Raw genomic sequence first — 21,912 nt, 5'->3', positions numbered from 1 at the left:
CGGCTTCGGCCGGGGACGGGAGGCGATGGCCCCGTCCCCGGCCGAAGCCGTACGCCGTGTCCGGTCGTCCTACGCGTCGAGACCGATGGCGAAGGCCGCCTCGAGGTCGTGCTGCGAGTACGTGCGGAACGCCACGTGCGTGTCGGTGCCCTCGACGCCGGGGATCTTGCTGATCCGGCCGGGAATGACATCCGCCAGATCGTCGTGCTTGGCCACCCGGACCATGGCGATCAGGTCGTACGTACCGGTGACCGAGAAGACTTCGCTGACGCTGTCCAGCGCGGCGACGGCCTCGGCGATCTCGGGGATCCGGTCCACGCTGGTTTTGATGAGCACGATCGCGGTGATCACGGCTGGCTTTCTCCCTCGGTGGCCGTGGCTGGAGACTTCACTCTAGCCCCACCCCGGTAGCGCCCCCAGGCGTAGAGGAACCCGGCCGCGAAGCCCGCGACATGGGCGAGGTAGGCGACGCCGGGGCCGCTGCCCGCGCCCTGCGCGGCCAGCCACTGCAGCGCGAACCAGAAGACGAGCACGATCCAGGCGGGGAAGCGCAGCGGCAGGAAGAAGAGGAACGGGAAGAGACTGGTGACCCGGGCCCGGGGGAAGAGGTAGAGGAACGCGCCGAGCACCGCCGAGATCGCCCCCGACGCGCCCACCAGGGTCTGGTCGGAGCCGGAGTGCGCGACCGCGTAGACGACCAGGGCCAGATAGCCGCAGCAGACATAGAAGAAGACGAACTCGGCCCGGCCCATGCGCTCCTCGGCCATCGCCCCGAACACGTACAGGAACAGCATGTTGCCCAGCAGGTGCAGCCAGCTCCCGTGCACGAAGAGGGCGGTCAGCGGGGTGAGGGCGGCGTGCGCGGAACCGTCCAGGAGTTCGCTGGGGATCACCCCCCACCGCTCGAAGTACCCGGCCTGCGCGGCGAGCAGGGCGTCCGCCGTGCCGTAGGCCGGATTGAACCCGGAGAGCGGGCTGATCAGGAACACGGCGGAACAGGCCGCGATGAGGCCGTAGGTGACCGGTGCGCCGCCCGCCGAGGCCGCGGCCCCGAACTCTCTGGCCCGCTCCCGCCACCCGGCATCCCGCCAATCGATCACGTACAGAGCATGACGCACCGGCGGAGAACGTGACAGATCGCCTCGCCGTGCCGATGGGTAAACGCGAGGCCGTAGGGTTACCGCAGGACATCGCAGTTCGACGGCGCACCGCGAGATCGAAGACCTGGGCAGTACGAGACTCGACGAAAGAGGACGCAACGATGACGACGGTTCCCACGCCCACCGACGGGACCCGCTGGCGCTGCACGCTCTGCGGCAACCTCACCCGCTTCGATGTGACGCGCTCCTCCAAGGTCGTGGAGTACGTCCACCTCGACCTGGCCGGGGAGTCGAGTGTCGAGGAGCGGGAGGTGGTCAGTGAGACCATCGAGTCCGTGCGCTGTCGTTGGTGCAACGCGGTGGACCAGATCGAGCTGGTCGACCGACCGGGTGCCGACTCCTGACGGGGCTGTGCGGACAGACATATTGGGGTGATGGATGGTGGAGCAGCCGACAGGCGGCGCCGGACCGGCCGACGCGGCCGACGGCGCCGCGGAGTCGCTCGACCGTCCGCTGCCCGAAGGCGTGCGCCGCAAGGTCGTGGCGCTCGTCTCCGACGCCTTCGGCGGCCTGACCGTCGGCGAACTTCCCCCACAGCTCAGGCAGTACGCCCGCTTCACCCCGACCAGGCGCGCCAAGTTCGCGGGCAACGCGATGGCGGCCGCCCTCGAGAGCGATCCGGTCTTCCGCCGGCGCATCGGTGAGCGGATCGGCCAGGGCCAGCCGGAGCTGGCCGCGGCGCTGGAGTCCGGCGCGCCGCCCGCCGCCGCCGATCCGGTCGATGTGGCCGCGGCGGCGTACGTGCTGCGGCCGGCCGGCTGGGTCAAACTGGTGGCCGCGGCGGGCGAAGAGGTCCAGCGAGCCGACGCCGAGCGGGTGGACGAGGAGACCCGGCGCGAGCTGGAGAGGCTGCGCGAGGAGCTCGCCCACGCCCGCAGCCACACCAGGAGCGAGACCGAGCGGCTGCGTTCGGAACTGGACGCGGCCCGCAAGGAAGCGGAATCCCTGCAGCGCAAGCTGCGCAGCGCCCTGAGCGAGGTGAAGCGCGGCGAGGCGGCCCTGCGCAGGGGCAGCGCCGAGACGGACACCGTGCGGGCCGAGGCGGCCGCCCAGGTGTCCGCTGCTGAGAGCGAGTCCCGGCGCCTGAAGGCGCGCCTGGCCGAGGCGGAGACCTCTGTCGAGGCGAGCCGCAGGGCGGCCAGGGAAGGGCGTTCCGTCGAGGACATGCGGCTGCGGCTGCTCCTGGACACCGTGCTCGACGCGGCTCAGGGGCTCCGCCGTGAACTCGCGCTGCCGCCCTCCTCGATCCGCCCGGCCGACAGTGTCGAGGCGGTGGAGCCGGGCCGCATGTCACCGAAGGACATTGCGGCCAGGGCCCTTTCGGAGACGGATCCGGCGCTGCTCGACCAGCTGCTCGCGCTGCCGCAGGCGCATCTGATCGTGGACGGCTACAACGTCACGAAGACCGGCTATCCGCAGATGCCGCTGGAGAAGCAGCGGTTGCGGCTCCTGGGCGGCCTCTCGGTCCTCGCCGCGCAGACGGGCGCCGAGATGACCTGTGTCTTCGACGGGGCCGAACTGGCCGCACCCGTCCTGCTCGCGCCGCCGCGTGGGGTGCGTGTGCTGTTCAGCAAGGCGGGGGTGACGGCCGACGAGCTGATCAGGCAGCTGGCCCGCGCGGAACCGCCGGGCAGACCCGTCGTGGTGGTGTCCACCGACCGCGAAGTGGCCGACGGGGTGGCGAAGGCGGGCGCTCGGCCCGTCGCGTCCGCATTGCTCCTGAAGCGCCTTTCACGCGTCTAGTTCGTCATGTGTGGCATGTGCGGCTTGTCGGAATTTTGGGAACGTACCGTCAAGTCGCCACTACACGCGGTGTGATGAAAGTAAAGAAGTGCCTGGTGTGACGAGATTTTTCCTGTGAGGATTTGAACTGATCACAGGATGGTCACTAGGGTCAGGCCTCGAACCTTCGCACGGTTGATCACCCACCAGGGGTGACAGCGAAGGAACCGCCGAGTCCGTGACGTGCACGGAGCCGGGGATTCAGTCCCCCACAGCCCGGTAGGCGGCTCGAGGAAGAAGGAGCTCGCCTTCGTGGCGTCCCACCGTCGTCCCAAGCAGCCGAGCCGCACCCGCGTGACCGTGCTCACCGCGACCGCCGCTGCGGCCGTGGCCCTGACTTCCCAGGCTGCGCACGCCGATCCCAAGCCGACCAAGAACGAGGTCAAGGCGAAGGTCGACAAGCTCTACCACGAGGCCGAGGCCGCCACCGAGAAGTACAACGGGGCCAAGGAGCAGCAGGACAAGCTCAAGAAGCAGGTCGACGCGATCCAGGACAAGGTCGCGCGCGGCCAGGACGAGCTCAACACCATGCGTGGTGAGCTCGGTTCGCTCGCCACCGCGCAGTACCGCTCCGGTGGCATCGACCCGTCCGTCCAGCTCTTCCTGGCCTCGGACCCGGACACCTTCCTCGACCAGGCCTCGGCGCTCGACCAGCTGACCGCCAAGCAGACCGAGTCGCTGCAGAAGATCCAGTCCAAGCAGCGCACCCTCGCGCAGCAGCGCAAGGAGGCGCAGGCGAAGCTCGGCGACCTCGCCGACGTCCGCAAGACCCTGGGTGAGAACAAGAAGAAGTTCCAGGGCAAGCTCGCCGACGCCCAGAAGCTCCTGAACACCCTCACCGCCGCCGAGCGGGCCAAGATGGCCGCGGACGACCAGCGCGCCAGCCGCGCCGCCGGTGAGCGCGTCAACCTCGGCAACGAGGTCCCCGCATCGGCTCTCGGTGGCGCCGCCCTCAGGGCCGCCGCCACGCAGCAGGGCAAGCCGTACGTCTCCGGCGGCACCGGCCCGAACTCGTTCGACTGCTCGGGTCTGACCCAGTGGGCCTACGCCCAGGCCGGCGTCCAGATCACCCGCACCACGTACACCCAGATCAACGACGGTGTCCGGATCGGCCGCAGCGCCCTGAAGCCGGGCGACCTGGTCTTCTTCAACAACACCTCGCACGTGGGCCTGTACGCGGGCAACAACCAGATCCTGCACGCCCCGAAGCCGGGCACCGTGGTCCGCTACGAGTCGATGGACTACATGGGCACCTTCCAGTTCGGCGTGCGGATCTGACGCCCGAACGGGCGAATCGCCGCACCCTTCGCTGAGCCCCGCCCCGCCGGAGACCGACAGGTCACCGGCGGGGCGGCGCTGTTTGTCCCCTTCCCGCGCCCGGGCGTGGCCTTTGGTCGCTCCGTAGCCGTCCGGTTACTGTCTGCGCTGCCGTGCAGCTCCCGGTCGTCGGTCCGCCCTCCAGGGCGGCAGGGGCTGCGCACATCTGCGTACAGCGGAAGGGAGTGCGGCTTCCTGTGGTGTCGCATCGCCGTCCCACCCGGCCCGGCCCCACCCGGGGCATCCGGGCCACCGTCCTGTCGGCCGCCGCGGCCACCGCGGCGGCCACCCTCGGCGCAGCCCCGGCGGGCGCGGAACCGCAGGACACCCGGGAGAGCACGAAGGCCAGGGTCGACCAGCTGTACGGGGAGGCCGAGCGCGCCACCGAGCAGTTCAACAAGGCCCGGGAGAACGTCGACCTGCTGCGCGGCCAGGTGGACAGGGCCCAGGACGCGGCGGCCCGTGCCCAGGAGGGCATCAACCGGATGCGGACCGCCCTCGGCTCCATGGCGGGTGCGGAGTACCGCTCGGGCGGCATCGACCCCTCGCTCGCGCTGCTGCTCTCCTCGGACCCGGACACCTTCCTGGACCGGGCCGCCGCCCTGGACCGGCTGGGAGACCGCAGGGCCGTGCTGCTGCACAAGCTCCGGCAGGCTCAGCGCAGGATCGCCCAGACCCGTGCCGAGGCCACCGGAGCCCTCGCCGGGCTGGAGCGCAACCGGGCGGCCGTCACCCGGCACAAGCGCACCGTCGAGGGCAAGCTGGCCCGGGCCCGGCAGCTCCTGCACTCACTGCCCGCCGAGGACCGCGAGAGCCTCGGCCGCGCTTCGCGGTCCGCCGGGCACGAGGCGCTCCCTCCTCCCGGTGCCGCCTCCCCACGCGCGCTGGCGGCTCTCATGGCGGCCCGGCAGGCACTCGGCAGCCCGTACGTGTGGGGCGCCGACGGTCCGTCCGCGTTCGACTGCTCCGGGCTGATGCAGTGGGCGTACGCCCAGGCGGGGGTCAGCCTGCCGCGGACCTCCCAGGCCCAGCGGAACGCGGGCCGCATGGTGCCGCTCGGGGAGGCGATGCCCGGGGACCTCGTCGCCTACCGTGCCGACGCGAGCCACATCGGCATGTACGCGGGGAACGGCCAGGTCATCCACGCCCCGTACCCCGGCGCCCCGGTGCGCTACGACCCCGTCGGCATGATGCCCGTCTCCTCGGTGACCCGCGTCTGACCGTACGATCGGCAGGATGGCTGTTCGGACGCGGAACGCGCGGCGGGGACGCACCCGCACACGGAGCACGGCGGGCGCCGTGCTCGCCGGGCTGCTCCTCGCGTCCGCCTGCTCCCTGCCGCAGGACTCCGCGGCCGGCCTCACCGCCCGGGAGATAGGCACCACCCTGGACCGCAGGGCCGCCGCCGTGATGGGACACGACCCCGACGCCTACCTGGCCTCGCTCGACCCGCGGGCCACGTCCTTCCGGGCGGCCCAGCGCACCGAACTGGAGAATCTGGCCGACATACCCCTGGAGTCCTGGGCGTACAGGGTCAAGGACGTGACCGAAGAGGGCTCCGGCCGGGTCACCGCCGACGTCGAGCTGCGCTACCGCTTCAAGGGCTACGACAACGCCCCGATGTCCTCCGCCCGCACGGTGGAACTGGTGCGCCGCGGCGAGGAGGGGACCTGGTACATCGCCGCGGACCGGGCCGACGGGGACGCTCCGGGGCTGCTGTGGCAGCAGGGCGACGTCCAGGTCGTACGCGGCACGCACAGCCTCGTCCTCGGCGTCGGCCGCCGCGAGAGGGAACTGCGCCGGATCGCGGACACCGCGGACGGGGCCGTGCCGGCCGTCTCCGGCAGCTGGCCCGAGCCCTGGACGGAGCGGGTGGTCGTGCTCGTACCGGAATCCGTGGAGGACATGGCGGGCCTCCTCGGCTCACCCGTGGCGAGCTACCGGGGCATAGCGGCCGTCACCACCGGTGAGGTCGGCGGCAGGGGCAGGGCTCCGGCGGACCGGGTGATCGTCAATCCGCAGGCGTACGGAATGCTCGGCGAGTTCGGCCAGAGGGTCGTCCTCACCCACGAGACCGCCCACGTGGCGACCAGGGCCCACACCTCCGCGGCCACACCGGTCTGGCTCTCCGAGGGCTTCGCCGACCGGGCCGCCTACCGGCGGGAGAGCCGCACCGCCGAGGAGATCGCCCCCGAGCTGACCGGCGCGGTCCGTCGCGCGGAACTGCCCGCCCGGCTGCCGGTGGACGAGGACTTCGGATTCGGCGGGGACGCGGCCACCCTCGCGAAGGCGTACGAGGGCGGCTGGCTGGCCTGCGAGCTGATCGCGCAGGACTGGGGCGAGGAGAAGCTGATCGCCTTCTACAAGGCCGTCGGGGCCCGTTCCGGGCGGGACGGGGCGGTCGAACAGGCCATGCAGACGGTGCTCGGTACGACTCCGGAGGACTTCACGGTGCGCTGGCGGGAGTATCTGCGCGAGCGGCTCGGCTGAGCCGCCCCTCGCGCCCGGTCCGCACCCCCGGCACCGTCCCCCGCCACAGCCGCCGACCGGCGCTCAGGGTCGCCGCGACCAGCAGGCCGTTGCGTACGACGAGGAGCGTCACGCCCTCCGCGTCACTGGCCACCACATGCGCGAAGCCCAGCGGGAACTCCAGCAGGGTGACGCCGGTGGCCACCAGGACCAGGCACGCCGGAAGGGCCATCCGGCTGCCGCGGAACACCAGGCACACCGAGGCCAGACCCACCAGCCACACCATGTACTGCGGGCTGATGACACGACTGGTCGTGGTGAACAGCAGCACCGCCGTGAACGCCGTGTCCGCCGGGGTGTGCACCGCGAACGTGCGGGCCCGCAGCCGCCACACCAGCAGCCAGCCGAGGGCGAGGACGCTCAGCCCCAGTGCCAGCGTGCTCACCGGCCCGACGTGGGCGCCGGCGAACTCCATCGAGCCGTACCGCAGTTCCACCCGGCCCTCCCAGCCGAACTGCCGCGCCAGGTGGAAGACCAGCGCCCCCAGCGACTCGACCTCCAGCCCCCGGTCCCGCTGGAACGTCAGGAACGCGAACGCGCCGGGCAGAGCCGCAGAGGCCGCCAGAAGGAGCCCGCCGGCCGTCACCGCCGCAGCCGACCAGGAGAGCCGCGTGGCACGCCCCCGGGCCGTACCCGCCAGCAGCAGGACCGGCCACACCTTCATCAGCGCGCCGAACGCCGCCAGCGCCCCCAGGACCCGCGGGTGGCGCACCCCGGCCAGCAGCGCCGCCACCGCGACGGCCGTCACCATCAGGTCGTACCGGGCGTACACCGTCGGCCCGAGCAGCGGCACACCCACCACCCACACCCAGCCGCCCGCCGCGCGCGTGCCCGGCCGGCCGGACGCGTACAGCAGGAGCAGAACCACCAGGGCGTCGCATGCCAGTACCAGGACGAAGAAGGCGGACGCGTACTCCAGGAAGGGAAGCAGCGCCGGGGCGAGCACGGCCAGCGCGGCGGCGGGCGGGTACTGCCAGGTGACGTCGTCCAGCGGGTACGAACCGGCGCGGAGCACCTCGTACCAGCCGTGGTAGATCACCGAGACATCACTCGTGACGTCCGGACCCGGCACCGTGAACACCTTGAAGACGCAGAGCAGCAGCGCCGCTCGGGTGAGGATCCATGTGGCGAGGAGCAGACGCATAACCGTCATGATGCCGTTGCCTGATGTGCGGGAGCCGTCAAGCAGGGCCGGTCGGCAGCCCGGTACTGTCGGCGGCGATGGACAAGACCTTGATCGTGACCAACGACTTCCCGCCCCGCCCCGGTGGCATCCAGGCCTTCCTGCACAACATGGCACTGCGCGTGGACCCCGGCCGGCTCGTCGTCTACGCCTCCACCTGGAAGCGCGGCGCGGAGGGCCAGGAGGCCACCGCCGCCTTCGACGCGGAACAGCCCTTCACCGTCGTGCGCGACCGTACGACGATGCTGCTGCCCACCCCGCGCGTCACCCGGCAGGCGGTCCGGCTGCTGCGCGCACACGGGTGCTCCTCCGTCTGGTTCGGCGCGGCTGCCCCGCTCGGCCTGATGGCACCCGCGCTCCGCAGGGCCGGAGCACGCCGCATCGTGGCGACCACCCACGGCCACGAGGCGGGCTGGGCCCAGCTGCCCGGCTCCAGGCAACTGCTGCGCCGCATCGGCGAGGGCACGGACACGATCACGTACCTCGGCGAGTACACCCGCTCCAGGATCGCCGCAGCCCTCACCCCCGAGGCCGCGGGCCGCATGGTCCAGCTGCCGCCCGGTGTCGACGAGTCGACCTTCCACCCGTCCTCGGGCGGGGACCGCGTCAGGGCCCGGCTGGGGCTCGCGGACCGGCCCGTCGTCGTCTGCGTGTCGCGGCTCGTCCCGCGCAAGGGCCAGGACACCCTCATCCTCGCCATGCCCGCGATCCTGGCGCGGGTGCCGGACGCCGTCCTGCTGATCGTCGGCGGCGGGCCGTACGCGGGGCAGCTGAAGAAGCTGGCCGCCGAGACGGGCGTCCAGGACTCCGTGCGCTTCACCGGAGCGGTGCCGTGGGAGGAGCTGCCCGCCCACTACGGCGCAGGCGACGTCTTCGCCATGCCCTGCCGCACCCGGCGCGGCGGGCTCGACGTCGAAGGCCTCGGCATCGTGTACCTGGAGGCGTCCGCGACCGGGCTGCCGGTGGTGGCGGGCGACTCGGGCGGCGCACCCGACGCGGTGCTCGACGGCGAGACCGGGTGGGTGGTGCGGGGCGGCTCGGCCGAGGAGTCCGCCGACCGTATCGTCACCCTTCTCGGCGATCCCGAGCTGCGCCGGCGGATGGGGGAGCGGGGCAGGGCCTGGGTCGAGGAGAAGTGGCGCTGGGACCTGCTCGCGGAGGAGCTGAAGACGCTGCTCTGAACGCGTACGACGAGGGGCCCGCACCGTCGTGGTGCGGGCCCCTCGTCATGTGTACGTGTGTACGGCCCTGCCGTGCGCTCAGGCGCGGTAGATCGACTCGACCTCGTCGGCGAAGTCCTTCGCCACGACGTTGCGCTTCAGCTTCAGCGACGGGGTGATGTGGCCCGCCTCCTCCGTGAACTGCTGGGCCAGGATGCGGAACTTGCGCACCGACTCCGCCTTGGACACCGCCGCGTTGCCGTCGTCGACCGCTCGCTGCACCTCGGCCAGGAGATCGGCGTCCTCACGCAGCGACACCGCGGTCGAACCGGCCGGCTTGCCGTTCTCCTCGGCCCAGCGGGAGAGGAACTCCTCGTCGAGGGTGACCAGGGCGCCGATGAACGGCCGTCCGTCGCCGACCACCATGCACTCGGCCACCAGGGCGTGCGCACGGATCCGGTCCTCGATCACGGCCGGGGCGACGTTCTTGCCGCCCGCCGTGACGATGATCTCCTTCTTGCGGCCGGTGATCGCGAGATAGCCGTCCTCGTCGAGCGTGCCGATGTCGCCCGTGTGGAACCAGCCGTCGGCCAGTGCCTCGGCCGTCGCCGTCTCGTTCTTCCAGTAGCCCGTGAACAGGTGCTCGCCGTGCAGGAGCACCTCGCCGTCGTCGGCGATGCGCACGACCGAGCCGGGCAGCGGCTGGCCGACCGTACCGATCTTCTGCCGGTCCCACGGGTTGAAGGCCGTGGCCGCGCAGGTCTCGGTGAGGCCGTAGCCCTCCAGCACCGTGAAGCCGATGCCGCGGAAGAAGTGGCCGAGCCGCTCCCCGAGCGGCGCGCCGCCCGAGATCGCGTACTCACCACGACCGCCGAGCACCGCCCGAAGCTTGCTGAACACCAGCTTGTCGAAGACCTTGTGCTTGACCTTCAGGCCCACCGACGGGCCCTGCGGCGTGCCCAGCGCACGGCTGTACGCGATCGCCGTGTCGGCCGCCCGGTCGAAGATCCTGCCCTTGCCGTCGGCCTGCGCCTTGGCGCGCGCCGAGTTGTAGACCTTCTCGAAGACCCGCGGCACACCGAGGATCAGCGTCGGCCGGAACGAGGCCAGTTCGTCGGTGAGGTTCTTGATGTCCGGCACACAGCCGAGCTTGATCGGGGCCATCACCGAGGCGACCTCGACCAGGCGGCCGAAGACGTGCGCGGCGGGCAGGAAGAGAAGGACGGAACACTCACCCGTACGGAAGAGGGGCTTCAGCCGCTCCACCACGTTGCCGCACTCCGCGAAGAAGCTGCGGTGCGTCAGCACACAGCCCTTGGGGCGGCCGGTGGTGCCCGAGGTGTAGACGATGGTGGCCGGGTCGTCGGCCTTGGCGCTCACCATGCGCAGATCGAGGGTCTCGTCGGAGACGCCGACGCCCGAGGCGGTCAGCTCGCCGACCGCGCCCCGGTCGATCTGCCACACGTGCCGCAGCCCCGGGAGCGCGTCGCGCACCGAGGCGACGGACTCGGCATGGGCGTCGCTCTCCACGACGGCAGCGACCGCACCGGAGTCGCCGAGTATCCACTGGACCTGTTCGGCGGAGCTGGTCTCGTAGACCGGCACGGTGACCGCGCCCGCGCTCCAGATGGCGAAGTCCAGGAGGACCCACTCGAAGCGGGTGCGGGACATCAGGGCGACCCGGTCGCCGGGCTCGATGCCCGCCGCGATCAATCCCTTGGCGGCGTCCCTGACCTCAGCCAGGAACTGGGTGGCCGTGACGTCCGTCCAGACGCCGGCCACCTTGCGGCTCATCACCGCGACATCGGGATGCTGAGCGGCATTGCGGCGGATGAGATCCGTCAGGTTGCCGTCCGTAGGGACCTCGTACAGGGCCGGAAGGCTGAACTCGCGCAAGACTGCTGCTCCTCATCGGGCTCCGGTTCCACGGCTCTGTGTGACGCACCGGATCGGTCCAAGACTGGCAGATGCTCAGTGGGGTGAGCACGACTGGACTGGCGGGACGTTACCCATCAGTACTCGGTTCCGGATAGGGGGTTCCGGCCAGATGTCTTATGCATCACACATATAAGTGGTCCTTGGGTGCACACTAGTCCACCCCTGTCACGACCCGGAAGTATCCGCAGGTCCGGTGGGCCCTACCCAGCGCGGGTGCGGAGAACCTAGGGTGATCTCCATGCGAGCCAGCGGACCGGACGGTCGAGACGCAACCGCCACCCGCGGTACGCGTGTGCACGTGGTCAGCGACGTGCACGGCAACACGGAGGCGCTGGCACGCGCCGGGGACGGCGCGGACGCCCTGATCTGTCTCGGGGACCTCGTTCTCTTCCTCGACTACGCGGACCACTCGCGCGGCATCTTCCCGGACCTGTTCGGGAAGGACAACGCGGACCGCATCGTCGAACTGCGCACCGCACGCCGCTTCGAGGAGGCGCGCGACTTCGGCCGCGCCCTGTGGGCGGGCAGGGACCGCAACGCCGCGATCCTGGGCGCCGTGCGCAAGCAGTACGCCGAGATGTTCGCCGTTCTGCCCACCCCGACGTACGCCACCTACGGCAACGTCGACGTGCCCGCTCTCTGGCCCGAGTTCGCGGGCCCCGGCACCACGGTCCTGGACGGCGAGCGCGTCGAGATCGGCGGCCGGGTCTTCGGGTTCGTCGGAGGCGGCCTCAGAACCCCGATGAACACCCCGTACGAGATCAGCGACGAGGAGTACGCCGCCAAGGTCGAGGGGCTCGGCCCGGTGGACGTGCTGTGCTCGCACATCCCGCCCGAGGTGCCCGAGCTGACGTACGACACGGTGGCCCGCCGCTTCGAGCGCGGCAGCCGCGCGCTCCTGGACGCCATTCACCGCACCCGCCCGAGGTACGCGATTTTCGGCCACGTTCACCAGCCGTTGGTACGCCGGATGAGGATCGGCGTCACCGAGTGCGTCAACGTCGGCCACTTCGCGTCGACCGGGCGGCCCTGGGCCCTGGAGTGGTGAGGGCCACGGGTCCGGGCCGACGGCCGGGGCGTGGACGGGGCGACGCCGGGTACGCGATAGCCTGCACACGGCAGGCCTCTGCCGAACGCGACCGGTACACCGCACTGGAGGGCCACGGCGATGGCTGAACACACCAGCTCGAGCATCACGATCGAGGCGGCACCGGCCGACGTCATGGGAGTGATCTCCGACTTCGCCCGCTATCCGGAATGGACCGGCGAGGTGAAGGAGGCCGAGATCCTGGCCACCGACGAGCTCGGCCGCGCCGAGCAGGTCCGGCTGGTGCTGGACGCCGGAGCGATCAAGGACGACCACGTCCTCGCCTACACCTGGAACGGCGCGAACGAGGTCAGCTGGACCCTCGTGAAGTCCCAGATGCTGCGCGCCCTCGACGGCAGCTACGCGCTGGCCCCCGTCGGCGGCGACCGCACCGAGGTCACCTACCGGCTGGCCGTCGACGTCAAGATCCCGCTGCTGGGCATGATCAAGCGCAAGGCCGAGAAGGTCATCATCGACCGTGCCCTGGCCGGACTGAAGAAGCGCGTCGAGTCCGTCCCGAAGGCCTGATCACGTGCGTACGGTCCTCGTCACCGGCCCCGGCGGCGCAGGCCGTACCACCGTCGCCGCGGCGACGGCACTGGCCGCGGCCCGCAACGGCCGGCGCACCCTCCTGATCTCTTCGGACGCCGTCCCCGGCTTCCCGGCCGGCGCCGAACCCACCGAGGTCACCGACGGGCTCCACCACGCGCGTATCGACTCCGGCGAGCACTTCCGCAGCGAACTCGTCGCCCTCCAGGACCGTGCGTCCGGAGCGCTCGACCTGCTCGGCGCGGGCCGGCTGGACGGCGAGGAGCTCACCGAGCTGCCCGGCAGCGCCCAGCTCGCCCTCCTGCACACCCTGCGCCGCGCGGCCGAGGGCGACTGGTCGAAGGGCGGCTACGACGTCCTCGTCGTCGACCTCCCCCCGCTGGCCGACGCCCTCGCCCTGCTCGCCCTGCCCGGGCAGCTGCGCCGCTACCTGCGCCGTCTCCTGCCCCAGGAGCGCCAGGCCGCCCGCGCGCTGCGCCCGATGCTCGCCCAGCTCGCCGGCGTCCCCATGCCGGCGCAGTGGCTGTACGAGGCAGCCGCCCGCAAGGACGCCGAGCTCGCCGCGGTCCAGTCACTGATCGAGGACGACTCGACCACCGTGCGGCTGGTCGCCGAACCGGGGCCCGCCGCGGAGGACACCCTGGGCGCCGCCCGCACCGGACTGGCCCTGCACGGACTGCGCGTCGACACCCTCGTGGCCAACCGCATCCTGCCCCGGCACTCGTCCGACCCCTGGTTCGCCGGTCTCGCCGCCCAGCAGGAGAAGAGCCTGGACCGCTGGCACCAGGTGTGGGCCCCCGGGACCCCGCTGACCGAGGTGGCCCACCTCGGGCGTGACCCGCAGGGCCTCGACGACCTCGCCCTCCTGGGTGAGGCCTGCGCACCCGACGAACGGGCACCGGGCCGCGCCGGTGACCCCTCGTGGACGGAGGACACCCGCGGCGAGGGGGGCGACGGCGTCCTCGTCTGGTGCCTGCCCCTGCCCGGAGCCGTCAAGGAGCAGCTGCGGCTCGTCCGGCGCGGTGACGAACTGCTCCTCACCGTGGGCGCGTTCCACCGGATCGTGCGCCTGGAGTCCGCGCTGCGCCGCTGCACCGTCTCGGGGGCCGCGCTGACCGACGGCGTCCTGCGTGTCCGGTTCACGCCGGACCCCGCGCTCTGGCCGAGGACACGATGAACGGCTTACCACCGTTCGGGTAACGTCGGTAGTACGTGGCCCGTGGGGCCACCACAGGCAACCGCGTCGCAGGAGTCCGCCATGAGTGAAGCCACCGATCGTCCCGTCGACGACGACGCGTGGGCCGAGGCCTGCGCCGAGGACCTCGAGGCGGAGAAGGCCCGTCGGCGGGCCCAGCACGGGCCGCAGCCCGGATCCGCCGCCGAGGAGCTGCGCAAGCTGATCGACGCGGTGGCCGACAAGGTCACCTCGCTCCAGTCGCCGCTGCTCGGCATGGCCGCCCAGGGCACTGTCCAGCAGGTGATCCGGCAGGCCAAGTCCGCGGTCGAGCCGGTCATCGAGCGCAATCCGGACCTCTTCGACCATCTCGCCGCCGCCGGCAACGAACTTCTCGCCGCCTACCGTTCCGCGGTCGAGGGCCAGGAAGGCCGCTGGACCCGCGGTACCGAGGGCGCCGGAGGCTCGACAGGTAGTACGACAAGTACCCCGGGCCCGTCGAAAAAGGCCGCCGACGACCCCTCCGACCCGCGTGACGAGGGCCCCGGCGGCAGCGAACACATCGACCTGGACTGACCGTGGGCAGGAAATACCCGTCCCCGGCTCGGGTACGGTTGGCCGTAGCGGGGCTCGACCGAAACTGAGGGATTCATGGGACTCACCATCGGCGTCGATATCGGCGGCACGAAGATCGCGGCTGGAGTGGTCGACGAAGAGGGCCGGATCCTCTCGATGTTCAAGGTATCGACCCCGCCGACGGCCGAAGGCATCGTCGACGCGATCTGCTCGGCCGTGGCCGGGGCGAGCGAGGGACACGAAGTCGAGGCGGTCGGCATCGGCGCAGCCGGATACGTCGACGACAAGCGTGCCACCGTGCTGTTCGCTCCGAACATCAACTGGCGCCACGAGCCGCTCAAGGACAAGGTCGAACAGCGCGTCGGCCTGCCGGTCGTCGTCGAGAACGACGCCAACGCGGCGGCCTGGGGCGAATACCGCTTCGGTGCCGGCCAGGGGCACGACGACGTCATCTGCATCACGCTCGGTACCGGCCTCGGCGGCGGCATCATCATCGGCAACAAGCTGCGCCGGGGACGCTTCGGTGTAGCGGCGGAATTCGGTCATATCCGGGTTGTCCCGGACGGCCTGCTCTGCGGTTGCGGAAGCCAGGGCTGCTGGGAGCAGTACGCATCCGGGCGGGCGCTCGTCCGGTACGCGAAGCAGCGTGCCAACGCCACCCCGGAGAACGCCGCGATACTGCTGTCGCTCGGCGACGGCACGGTCGACGGCATCGAGGGCAAGCACATCAGCGAGGCCGCCCGGCAGGGCGACCTGGTGGCCGTCGACTCGTTCCGTGAGCTGGCCCGCTGGGCCGGAGCCGGACTCGCCGACCTCGCGTCGCTCTTCGACCCGTCGGCGTTCATCGTCGGCGGCGGCGTCTCTGACGAGGGCGAACTGGTCCTCGACCCGATCCGCAAGTCGTTCCGGCGCTGGCTGATCGGTGGCGAGTGGCGTCCGCACGCCCAGGTTCTCGCGGCCCAACTGGGCGGCAAGGCAGGACTGGTGGGCGCGGCCGACCTGGCTCGCCAGGGCTGAGTCCACACGCACTACGACGACGGACGCCCGTCGCGCCCCGCGGGGCGCGACGGGCGTCCGTCGTATCGTGCTTCGCATGGTCACGACGCCGATGCCGCTGCCCGACTCCCGTACCGAGCCGGACGGTTCGGCCGTCATCAGGGTGCTCAGCTACAACGTCCGCTCGCTGCGCGACGACACCGAGGCCATGGCCCGCGTCATCCGCGCCTGCGCACCCGATCTGGTGTGCGTCCAGGAAGCCCCGCGCTTCTTCCGCTGGCGCAAGGCGGCGGCCCGGCTCGCCGCGATGACCGACCTGGTGGTCCTCGGCGGCGGTGCCCCCGCCGCAGGACCGCTGCTGCTGTGCTCCCTGCGCGCCACGGTGGAGCGCGCCGAGGACGTCCTGCTGCCGCTCACCCCCGGACTTCACCGGCGGGGCCTGGCCACGGCGGTGGTACGGATCGCGGGGGCCAGGCTCGGGGTCGTGAGCTGCCACCTCAGCCTGCAGCGCGAGGAGCGCCGCACCCAGGCGGAACTCCTGCTCGCCCAGCTCGACGCGATGGACGTCCCGCACGCCGTCGTGGCGGGAGACCTCAACGACGTACCGGAAGGGCCGGCGTTCCGGCGGCTTGCCGGACGGCTCCAGGACTGCCGGTCCGTACGCCCCTGGGGTGGCGAGTACACCTTCCCGCCCCACGCACCGGTCAAGCGCATCGACGCGGTCTTCGCGACGGACGGCATCGAGGTGCTCGGGTGCGGCGTTCCGGCGGGCCTGCCCGGAGTCGCCGACGCGGACCTGCGGGCGGCCACGGACCATCTGCCCGTACTGGCCGCCCTCAGAGTGCCCGCGGGGGGCTGAGGGCCCGTCGCCGGTCAGACGACCGCGCCGCGCCCCGGGTCGTTGTCCTCGTCCTCGTCGTGGGGCATCCGGGCCACCAGGGTGGCGAAGCCGCCCAGGAAGCCGCCGATGCAGAGCGTGGTGAGCCACCACGTCATGTCCCACTGGAGCAGCACCGCGACCAGCATCAGCACCGGGCCGCCGACGACCGCGAGCCAGGCGAACTTCGCCGTCACATCGGCCTCGGGCAGCGGCGGCGGCTCCGGAGGGACGAAATGCCCCTCCTCGCTGTCGTCCGGATCGTCGGTGTCGGAGTCCTGGGGATCCGCCACGTCGTAGTCGCGCGGACCTGCCACCCCGGGAGCGAAGACCACCGAACTGCCGAGCGGCTTCTTCTCCGGCGGCTTGCCGGGCGCCTTCTTGCCCGCACCCTTGTCCGCGTCGTCACCCGCGCCCGTGTCCGTACCGGGCAGGGTGTTGAGCTGGTCGTCCTCCAGCAGGGCGAGGTCCTCGATGGACTTGAACGGTTTGGCGCCCGGCGGGTCCGGCGGCTCCTCGCCGTATCCGGCGACGATCGCCTCCCAGGCCGCGGCCTCGTCCAGCGGCCGGGCCTCCTCCGTGCCCTCGGGGACGGCCGTCCCCTCCGTGGGGCGCGGTTCGCGCTCCTCGTCACTGCCTGCCCGCTCCGCGTCGTGCTCAGCCACCGGACGTGCTCCCCTTTCTACCGACGCTGGGTGCGAGGCGGCCGATGAACCGGTAGCTCTCATCGAAGATCCGCTCCGCATCGTGGTCCAACGTCGCCACGTGGTAGCTCTGTTCCAGGAGGATCTCCTCGACGTCCCTCGACGACACCCGGCTGAGGATCCGCGCCGAGTCGGCCGGCGGCACGACATGGTCCTGCGGGCTGTGCAGCAGCACCATCGGCTGTGTGACCTGAGGCAGTTCGGCGTCGACCAGCCGGAAGAACTTCCGGACCGAATGGGCGGCGTGCAGCGGCACCCGGTCGTAACCGACCTCTTCGGAGCCCTCCAGCGCGATATCGCTGGTCAGCCCCTTCGTCGTCCGCACCAGGTGCCGGGCGACCGGCAGGGCGTACGCGGACAGACCGTGCACCTTGTTCGCCGGGTTCACCAGGACCAGGCCCCGGATCGCGTCGCCGTGCTTCGCCGCGAGGCGCAGCGACAGCGCGCCCCCCATGGAGAGCCCGAAGACGAAGACCTGCTCGCACCGGGCCAGCAGGACGCGCAGCTCCCGGTCCACCTCCGCGTACCAGTCCTGCCAGCCCGTGACCGCCATGTCCTCCCAGCGCGTGCCGTGTCCGGGCAGCAGCGGGAGGGACACGGTCAAGCCGCGCTCCGCCAGGTAGTCGGCCCAGGGGCGCAGCGACTGCGGCGATCCGGTGAATCCGTGACAGAGAAGGACGCCGACCTCTCCGCCCTCGTGGCGGAACGGCTCGGCTCCAGGAAGGACCGGCACCGGGGTCTCCTGTTCATGAGCGGGACGGGGGCGTGTGAGGGGAGTGCAAAAGGATTACTTCACCGTACGCGACCGGACCGACACCGACCAGGGCCGTCACCGTCCGAGACGTCGTCACCGGCCATCGTCTCCCGGCCGTCGGCAGGGCGGGGGTGCCCCTGTGGCGGGGAGCACCGGCGGGGAGCACGGGCACATGCCGGGCGGAAGACGCCGAGGCAGCACAGGCTAAGGTCGGACGGACAGCACACAGGAGGCATACGAGTTGATCTACGGCGCAATGAAGTTCTCCATCGGCGGGTCTCTGAAGCTCGCCTTCAGGCCGTGGGTGGAGGGCCTGGAGAACATCCCCGCACAGGGGCCGGCGATCCTCGCGAGCAACCATCTGTCGTTCTCGGACTCGTTCTTCCTGCCGGCCGTCCTCGACCGCAAGGTGACCTTCATCGCCAAGGCCGAGTACTTCACCGCCCCCGGAGTGAAGGGCAAACTCACCGCAGCCTTCTTCAAGGGCGTGGGCCAGCTCCCCGTGGACCGCTCCGGCGGCCGTGGCGCCGGTGAGGCGGCCATCAGGGCCGGCATCCAGGTCATCGAGAGCGGCGGGCTCTTCGGTATCTACCCGGAGGGCACCCGGTCACCCGACGGACGGCTCTACCGGGGCAAGCCCGGCGGTCTCGCCCGGGTGGCCCTCGCCACCGGCGCACCCGTCATCCCCGTAGCGATGATCGACACGGAGAAGATCCAGCCGCCGGGCCAGGTGGTGCCCAAGCTGATGCGGCCCGGCATCAGGATCGGCAAGCCGCTCGACTTCAGCCGCTACCAGGGCATGGACGGCGACCGTTTCATCCTGCGCTCGGTGACCGACGAGGTCATGTACGAGATCATGAAGCTCTCCGGCCAGGAGTACGTGGACATCTACGCGACCGCGGCCAAGCGCAGTATCGCCGAAGAGGCGAAGAAGAAGGGGACGGAACGGTCCGGCGCGTAACCGCGTCGTTCACCGTCCGGGGCAAGAAACGCAGGACACGCAGTACATGCAGGAAACGGGGGAGGGGACATGGCCAGGCTCGAGCGGGTCGTGCGGATGTCGGTCGAGCAGCCGCTGTGGCGTGCGCTCACCGCGTACCGCGTACTGACGCTGATCTACGCGGTGCTGCTCGCGGGCTTCCGCGACAAGACGTACGACCGGCCCTGGGTGGCCATCGCCTTCCTCGCGGTCATGAGCATCTGGACGCTGGCCACCCTCCCCAGGGTGGCGGGCGCCGCGAGCTGCACCAAACGCTTCCTCGGCATCGACCTCACCATCGCCCTGACGGGGATCCTGCTGACCCCGCTCGCCGACTTCAGCGCCCAGCACGTCGACGGCCCGACCCTTCCCTCCATCTGGACCGCGGGCTCGGTCCTCGCCTTCGCGCTCAAGGGCGGCTGGCGCTGGGCGGCCTTCGCCTCCACGCTCGTCGCCGCCGCCAACATCGTCGAGCGCGGCGAGCCCAGCCGGGACACCTTCCACAACGTCCTGCTGGTCTGGGTCGCGTCGATAGCGATCGGCTACGTCGTCGAGGTCGCCCGAGCCAGTGAGCGCACTCTGGCCCGCGCCCTGGAGATCGAGGCCGCGACCCGCGAGCGCGAGCGCCTCGCCCGAGACATCCACGACAGCGTGCTGCAGGTCCTCGCCATGGTGCAGCGCCGTGGTTCGGCGCTCGGCGGCGAGGCAGCCGAGTTGGGCAGGATGGCGGGCGAGCAGGAGGTCGCCCTGCGCACCCTGGTCTCCAGCGGTCTGGTGCCCACCACCCGGGTCTCCGAGGACACCGCCGAGGGCGCGGTGGTCCGCACCGTGGACGTGGACATCGACGACGAGGAGTCCGGGCCGTCCGAATGCGATTTGCGCACCCTCCTCGCCCGGCACGCGGGCTCCCGGGTCAGCTTCGCGGAACCCGGCGCCCCGGTACTGCTCGCGCCCGCCGCCGCGCGTGAACTCGCCGCAGCGGTGAGCGCCGCGCTGGACAACGTGCGGGTCCACGCCGGGCCGGGCGCGCAGGCATGGATCCTGGTCGAGGACGAGCCGGACGAGGTGATCGTCACGGTCCGGGACGACGGGCCCGGCATCCCGGAGGGCAGGCTCGACCAGGCGGAGGGCGAAGGGCGGCTCGGCGTCGCCCTGTCGATCCGCGGGCGGCTGCGCGATCTGGGCGGCACAGCAGAGCTGATCTCGGTGCCCGGCCAGGGCACCGAGGTCGAGTTGAAGGTTCCGAAGGTTTCGCGGGGGAAGGCAGGATCGGCCCGATGAGTACACCGAACACACAGGCATCCGAGGAGCGGGCCATCAAGGTGATGGTCGTCGACGACCATCCGATGTGGCGCGACGCCGTGGCCCGCGACCTGGCCGAGTCCGGCTTCGACGTGGTGGCGACCGCGGGTGACGGCCCGCAGGCCGTACGACGCGCCAGGGCGGCCGGCCCCGACGTCCTCGTCCTGGACCTCAACCTGCCCGGCATGCCGGGCGTCCAGGTCTGCAAGGAGCTCGTCGGCTCCCACCCCGGGCTGCGCGTCCTGGTGCTCTCCGCCAGCGGTGAGCACGCCGATGTGCTGGAGGCCGTGAAGTCGGGCGCCACCGGCTACCTGCTCAAGTCGGCCAGCACCCAGGAGCTGACCGACGCCGTGCGCGCGACGGCGGCCGGCGACCCGGTCTTCACCCCCGGACTCGCCGGACTGGTCCTCGGCGAGTACCGCAGGCTCGCCTCCGACCCCGCCCCGGCCGCCTCCGACGAGCCGAAGGCCCCGCAGCTCACCGAACGCGAGACCGAGGTGCTGCGGCTCGTGGCCAAGGGACTCTCGTACAAGCAGATCGCCGAACGCCTGGTCATCTCGCACCGCACCGTGCAGAACCACGTGCAGAACACCCTGGGCAAACTCCAGCTGCACAACCGCGTGGAGCTCGTGCGGTACGCCATCGAGACCGGCCTCGACGACGCCTGACAGGAACAAACACCGTCGGCCGTACGGGAATTGACCGTCCGACCCATCCCGGAGTGAGCTGGATCACCATTAGCGTGACCCGTAGAGAGCTCACTTCGGCGAAGGGATGCTTCCATGCGGGTCGGAGTACTGACCGGGGGCGGCGACTGCCCCGGACTCAACGCGGTCATCCGCGCCATCGTCCGCAAGGGCGTGCAGGAGTACGGCTACGACTTCACCGGCTTCCGGGACGGCTGGCGCGGACCACTGGAGGGCGAGACGGTACCGCTCTCCATCCCGGCGGTGCGCGGCATCCTGCCGCGCGGCGGCACGATCCTCGGCTCCTCCCGTACCAATCCGTTCGACGCCGAGTACGCCGGGCAGGGCGTCCGCCGGATCAGGGAGAACCTCGCCAAGTACGAGGTCGACTCCCTCATCACGATCGGCGGCGAGGACACGCTCGGCGTCGCGGCGACCCTGTCCGACGAATACGGCATCAAGTGCGTCGGCGTTCCCAAGACCATCGACAACGACCTCTCCGCCACCGACTACACCTTCGGCTTCGACACCGCCGTCGGCATCGCGACCGAGGCGATCGACCGGCTCCACACCACGGCCGAATCCCATATGCGCGTCCTCGTCGTCGAGGTGATGGGCCGGCACGCGGGCTGGATCGCCCTCCACTCCGGTCTGGCCGGCGGCGCCAACGTCATCCTCATCCCGGAACAGCGCTTCGACATCGACCAGGTCTGCGACTGGGTGACCTCCCGCTTCAGGGCGAGCTACGCGCCGATCGTGGTGGTCGCCGAGGGTGCGGCGCCCGCGCACGGCGAGATGGTCCTCAAGGACGCGTCGCACGACTCCTTCGGGCACGTCCGGCTCTCCGGCGTCGGCGAATGGCTGGCCAAGGAGATCGAGAGCCGTACGGGCAAGGAGGCCAGGACCACGGTCCTGGGGCACGTCCAGCGCGGCGGCACACCCAGTGCCTTCGACCGCTGGCTCGCCACCCGTTTCGGGCTGCACGCCATCGAAGCCGTGCACGACGGCGACTTCGGCATCATGGTGGCGCTGCAGGGCACGAACATCGCACGCGTACCGATCAGGGAGGCGACAGCCCGCCTCAAGACCGTCGATCCCGCCCTGTACGCGGAGGCCGGGGTCTTCTTCGGCTGACCGGCGCACCGGGGGTGCGGGCCGT

At 71.3% G+C, this 21,912-nt stretch carries 22 protein-coding genes; 16 read left to right on the top strand and 6 right to left on the bottom strand.

Going from position 1 to position 21,912, the window contains the following annotated elements:
• Positions 1 to 69 precede the first annotated feature (69 nt).
• Complete coding sequence (locus ACFW9O_RS16275; protein WP_123470113.1) at positions 70 to 351, bottom strand: Lrp/AsnC family transcriptional regulator; 282 nt, start codon at positions 349 to 351, stop codon at positions 70 to 72.
• Complete coding sequence (locus ACFW9O_RS16270) at positions 348 to 1,100, bottom strand: rhomboid family intramembrane serine protease (protein WP_384609779.1); 753 nt, start codon at positions 1,098 to 1,100, stop codon at positions 348 to 350. The genes ACFW9O_RS16275 and ACFW9O_RS16270 overlap by 4 nt, the downstream gene beginning before the upstream one ends.
• A gap of 161 nt (positions 1,101 to 1,261) precedes the next feature.
• On the opposite strand from ACFW9O_RS16270, the gene ACFW9O_RS16265 reads away from it, so the two are divergent.
• From ACFW9O_RS16265 to ACFW9O_RS16245, 5 genes are all read left to right on the top strand, one after another.
• Positions 1,262 to 1,504, top strand: coding sequence for a hypothetical protein (locus ACFW9O_RS16265; protein WP_329211905.1), 243 nt, complete (start codon positions 1,262 to 1,264; stop codon positions 1,502 to 1,504).
• A gap of 37 nt (positions 1,505 to 1,541) precedes the next feature.
• The gene (locus ACFW9O_RS16260) at positions 1,542 to 2,903 is read left to right on the top strand and encodes an NYN domain-containing protein (RefSeq protein WP_351182064.1); all 1,362 of its coding nucleotides are present in this window, start codon (positions 1,542 to 1,544) and stop codon (positions 2,901 to 2,903) included.
• A 291-nt stretch (positions 2,904 to 3,194) separates the two neighbouring features.
• On the top strand, positions 3,195 to 4,220 hold the full coding sequence (locus ACFW9O_RS16255) for an NlpC/P60 family protein (RefSeq protein ID WP_351182061.1): 1,026 nt from the start codon (positions 3,195 to 3,197) through the stop codon (positions 4,218 to 4,220).
• A gap of 236 nt (positions 4,221 to 4,456) precedes the next feature.
• Positions 4,457 to 5,479: an NlpC/P60 family protein gene (locus ACFW9O_RS16250; protein ID WP_384609775.1), complete on the top strand. Its 1,023-nt coding sequence runs from the start codon at positions 4,457 to 4,459 to the stop codon at positions 5,477 to 5,479.
• Positions 5,480 to 5,495: 16 nt separating this feature from the next.
• The gene (locus ACFW9O_RS16245; protein WP_384609773.1) at positions 5,496 to 6,749 is read left to right on the top strand and encodes a hypothetical protein; all 1,254 of its coding nucleotides are present in this window, start codon (positions 5,496 to 5,498) and stop codon (positions 6,747 to 6,749) included.
• Here the strand turns inward: ACFW9O_RS16245 and ACFW9O_RS16240 are convergent.
• Positions 6,706 to 7,932 carry a glycosyltransferase 87 family protein gene (locus ACFW9O_RS16240; protein ID WP_384610392.1) on the bottom strand — a complete coding sequence of 409 codons (1,227 nt, stop codon included), beginning with the start codon at positions 7,930 to 7,932 and terminating at the stop codon, positions 6,706 to 6,708. The genes ACFW9O_RS16245 and ACFW9O_RS16240 overlap by 44 nt on opposite strands.
• 77 nt (positions 7,933 to 8,009) lie before the next feature.
• Between ACFW9O_RS16240 and ACFW9O_RS16235 the strand changes: the two genes are divergently transcribed.
• Positions 8,010 to 9,152 (top strand): glycosyltransferase family 4 protein, encoded by a 1,143-nt coding sequence (locus ACFW9O_RS16235; protein WP_351180602.1) that lies wholly within the window; start codon positions 8,010 to 8,012, stop codon positions 9,150 to 9,152.
• Positions 9,153 to 9,230: 78 nt separating this feature from the next.
• On the opposite strand, the gene ACFW9O_RS16230 is transcribed toward ACFW9O_RS16235, so the two are convergent.
• On the bottom strand, positions 9,231 to 11,027 hold the full coding sequence (locus tag ACFW9O_RS16230; RefSeq protein ID WP_384609770.1) for an AMP-dependent synthetase/ligase: 1,797 nt from the start codon (positions 11,025 to 11,027) through the stop codon (positions 9,231 to 9,233).
• Between the two features lie 280 nt (positions 11,028 to 11,307).
• On the opposite strand from ACFW9O_RS16230, the gene ACFW9O_RS16225 reads away from it, so the two are divergent.
• The 6 genes from ACFW9O_RS16225 to ACFW9O_RS16200 all read left to right on the top strand — a co-directional run bounded on the left by ACFW9O_RS16225 (position 11,308) and on the right by ACFW9O_RS16200 (position 16,310).
• Entirely contained in the window at positions 11,308 to 12,117 is an 810-nt protein-coding gene (locus ACFW9O_RS16225; RefSeq protein ID WP_384609767.1) for a metallophosphoesterase, read from the top strand.
• A gap of 120 nt (positions 12,118 to 12,237) precedes the next feature.
• Positions 12,238 to 12,684 (top strand): SRPBCC family protein, encoded by a 447-nt coding sequence (locus tag ACFW9O_RS16220; protein WP_351180593.1) that lies wholly within the window; start codon positions 12,238 to 12,240, stop codon positions 12,682 to 12,684.
• A gap of 4 nt (positions 12,685 to 12,688) precedes the next feature.
• Positions 12,689 to 13,882, top strand: a complete 1,194-nt coding sequence (locus ACFW9O_RS16215; protein ID WP_384609764.1) for an ArsA family ATPase — start codon at positions 12,689 to 12,691, stop codon at positions 13,880 to 13,882.
• A gap of 81 nt (positions 13,883 to 13,963) precedes the next feature.
• Positions 13,964 to 14,455 (top strand): DUF5304 domain-containing protein, encoded by a 492-nt coding sequence (locus ACFW9O_RS16210; protein WP_384609763.1) that lies wholly within the window; start codon positions 13,964 to 13,966, stop codon positions 14,453 to 14,455.
• A 75-nt stretch (positions 14,456 to 14,530) separates the two neighbouring features.
• Positions 14,531 to 15,472 carry an ROK family glucokinase gene (locus ACFW9O_RS16205; protein WP_351180584.1) on the top strand — a complete coding sequence of 314 codons (942 nt, stop codon included), beginning with the start codon at positions 14,531 to 14,533 and terminating at the stop codon, positions 15,470 to 15,472.
• 76 nt (positions 15,473 to 15,548) lie between these two features.
• Positions 15,549 to 16,310 (top strand): endonuclease/exonuclease/phosphatase family protein, encoded by a 762-nt coding sequence (locus tag ACFW9O_RS16200; RefSeq protein WP_384609760.1) that lies wholly within the window; start codon positions 15,549 to 15,551, stop codon positions 16,308 to 16,310.
• Between the two features lie 14 nt (positions 16,311 to 16,324).
• On the opposite strand, the gene ACFW9O_RS16195 is transcribed toward ACFW9O_RS16200, so the two are convergent.
• Together ACFW9O_RS16195 and ACFW9O_RS16190 are read right to left on the bottom strand one after the other, a co-directional pair.
• Positions 16,325 to 16,993 (bottom strand): hypothetical protein, encoded by a 669-nt coding sequence (locus tag ACFW9O_RS16195; protein WP_384609758.1) that lies wholly within the window; start codon positions 16,991 to 16,993, stop codon positions 16,325 to 16,327.
• Complete coding sequence (locus tag ACFW9O_RS16190) at positions 16,986 to 17,765, bottom strand: alpha/beta fold hydrolase (protein ID WP_351175081.1); 780 nt, start codon at positions 17,763 to 17,765, stop codon at positions 16,986 to 16,988. Before ACFW9O_RS16190 ends, ACFW9O_RS16195 begins: the two co-directional genes overlap by 8 nt.
• Before the next feature lie 262 nt (positions 17,766 to 18,027).
• Between ACFW9O_RS16190 and ACFW9O_RS16185 the strand changes: the two genes are divergently transcribed.
• The 4 genes from ACFW9O_RS16185 (at position 18,028) to ACFW9O_RS16170 (ending at position 21,887) form a co-directional block, all read left to right on the top strand.
• A complete protein-coding gene (locus ACFW9O_RS16185) occupies positions 18,028 to 18,747 on the top strand; it encodes a lysophospholipid acyltransferase family protein (RefSeq protein ID WP_384609755.1) in 720 nt (239 codons plus the stop codon).
• A gap of 69 nt (positions 18,748 to 18,816) precedes the next feature.
• Entirely contained in the window at positions 18,817 to 20,046 is a 1,230-nt protein-coding gene (gene macS, locus ACFW9O_RS16180) for a MacS family sensor histidine kinase (protein WP_384609752.1), read from the top strand.
• Positions 20,043 to 20,735: a response regulator transcription factor gene (locus ACFW9O_RS16175; RefSeq protein ID WP_351175087.1), complete on the top strand. Its 693-nt coding sequence runs from the start codon at positions 20,043 to 20,045 to the stop codon at positions 20,733 to 20,735. Before macS ends, ACFW9O_RS16175 begins: the two co-directional genes overlap by 4 nt.
• 114 nt (positions 20,736 to 20,849) lie before the next feature.
• Positions 20,850 to 21,887, top strand: a complete 1,038-nt coding sequence (locus tag ACFW9O_RS16170; protein WP_351175089.1) for a 6-phosphofructokinase — start codon at positions 20,850 to 20,852, stop codon at positions 21,885 to 21,887.
• The last annotated feature ends 25 nt before the right edge of the window (positions 21,888 to 21,912 follow it).

This window comes from Streptomyces sp. NPDC059499, from assembly GCF_042749285.1.
Taxonomy (GTDB): domain Bacteria; phylum Actinomycetota; class Actinomycetes; order Streptomycetales; family Streptomycetaceae; genus Streptomyces.
Note: the sequence above shows the minus strand (reverse complement) of the source record. Positions and strands in the feature narration are given on the sequence as shown.

Bases quoted from the DNA above. Each gene is read 5' to 3' on its own strand.
- ACFW9O_RS16265 (WP_329211905.1), top strand. From the start codon at position 1,262: ATGACGACGGTTCCCACGCCCACCGACGGGACCCGCTGGCGCTGCACG.
- ACFW9O_RS16245 (WP_384609773.1), top strand. From the start codon at position 5,496: ATGGCTGTTCGGACGCGGAACGCGCGGCGGGGACGCACCCGCACACGG.
- ACFW9O_RS16240 (WP_384610392.1), bottom strand. From the start codon at position 7,932: ATGCGTCTGCTCCTCGCCACATGGATCCTCACCCGAGCGGCGCTGCTG.
- ACFW9O_RS16235 (WP_351180602.1), top strand. From the start codon at position 8,010: ATGGACAAGACCTTGATCGTGACCAACGACTTCCCGCCCCGCCCCGGT.
- ACFW9O_RS16225 (WP_384609767.1), top strand. From the start codon at position 11,308: ATGCGAGCCAGCGGACCGGACGGTCGAGACGCAACCGCCACCCGCGGT.
- ACFW9O_RS16220 (WP_351180593.1), top strand. From the start codon at position 12,238: ATGGCTGAACACACCAGCTCGAGCATCACGATCGAGGCGGCACCGGCC.
- ACFW9O_RS16210 (WP_384609763.1), top strand. From the start codon at position 13,964: ATGAGTGAAGCCACCGATCGTCCCGTCGACGACGACGCGTGGGCCGAG.
- ACFW9O_RS16205 (WP_351180584.1), top strand. From the start codon at position 14,531: ATGGGACTCACCATCGGCGTCGATATCGGCGGCACGAAGATCGCGGCT.
- ACFW9O_RS16200 (WP_384609760.1), top strand. From the start codon at position 15,549: ATGGTCACGACGCCGATGCCGCTGCCCGACTCCCGTACCGAGCCGGAC.
- macS (WP_384609752.1), top strand. From the start codon at position 18,817: ATGGCCAGGCTCGAGCGGGTCGTGCGGATGTCGGTCGAGCAGCCGCTG.
- ACFW9O_RS16175 (WP_351175087.1), top strand. From the start codon at position 20,043: ATGAGTACACCGAACACACAGGCATCCGAGGAGCGGGCCATCAAGGTG.
- ACFW9O_RS16170 (WP_351175089.1), top strand. From the start codon at position 20,850: ATGCGGGTCGGAGTACTGACCGGGGGCGGCGACTGCCCCGGACTCAAC.